The organism is Palleronia caenipelagi, assembly GCF_007004065.1.
GTDB lineage: Bacteria > Pseudomonadota > Alphaproteobacteria > Rhodobacterales > Rhodobacteraceae > Palleronia > Palleronia caenipelagi.
The window spans coordinates 1-731 of sequence record NZ_VFSV01000165.1 but is presented as its reverse complement, the minus strand read 5'-3'; the positions used below and the strand labels follow the sequence as shown (position 1 = coordinate 731).

Sequence of the window (731 nt, the reverse complement as noted above, 5' to 3'; positions counted from 1 at the left end):
TGGATGGCCGGGGCCGCTGGATCGACAACCGGATGATCGAGCGGCTCTGGCGATCCCTCAAATACGAATGCGTCTACTTGAACGCCTTCGAAACAGGTTCCGAAGCCCGGGACGGGATCGGTGACTGGATCAGCTACTACAACAAAAGACGCCCGCACTCATCACATGGGATCATGACGCCGGACGAGGCCTATGACAGGCAATCTCCGGACCTGAAGGTTGCCGCCTGAAATGAAACCAATGCTATAGCTTAGCACGGCGGCAAACTGGTCGAATTTCAAGGACCACCTCTAATCGAGACGATGAAGAGAGGTGGTGCCGTCAAGCCAGAGAACGTGGTCATGCCTCAAGGGTCAGACGTCGCGCACCACCCCGTCAGCGACCTCGGCCAAGGTTGCGGACGGGCCTGGAATAGCAAAGCGGAGATACAGAAGGTGTTTGATCCCACGGTTTGATGGTGTGATCCTTTCTCAGGAATGGAAGGAAGCATTATGGGACAAGTTCGTCACGGGAGCGCCTCGACCACGCACGCTGTCAGAGCTGCAATACAGCGATCGCAAGCTTCGCTCGCGCAGCTGAGCAAGGAGCTGGGCATCAATCCCAAGACCGTCGCGAAGTGGCGCAAGCGGGCGACGGTGGAGGACTTGAAGACTGGGCCGAGGGAGCCGCGTTCGACCGTTCTCACCGAAGCGGAGGAGGCCATGATTGTCGCATTCCGGCGTCATACGCTA

The 731-nt window shown here is 58.1% G+C and carries 2 protein-coding genes; both read left to right on the top strand.

Annotated elements, in window-relative coordinates; genetic code table 11:
- On the top strand, nt 1-230 hold a 230-nt coding region (locus tag FEV53_RS20485; protein WP_142834949.1), incomplete at its 5' end, for an integrase core domain-containing protein.
- Nucleotides 231-491: 261 nt separating this feature from the next.
- On the top strand, nt 492-731 hold a 240-nt coding region (locus tag FEV53_RS20480), incomplete at its 3' end, for a helix-turn-helix domain-containing protein (protein WP_484217479.1).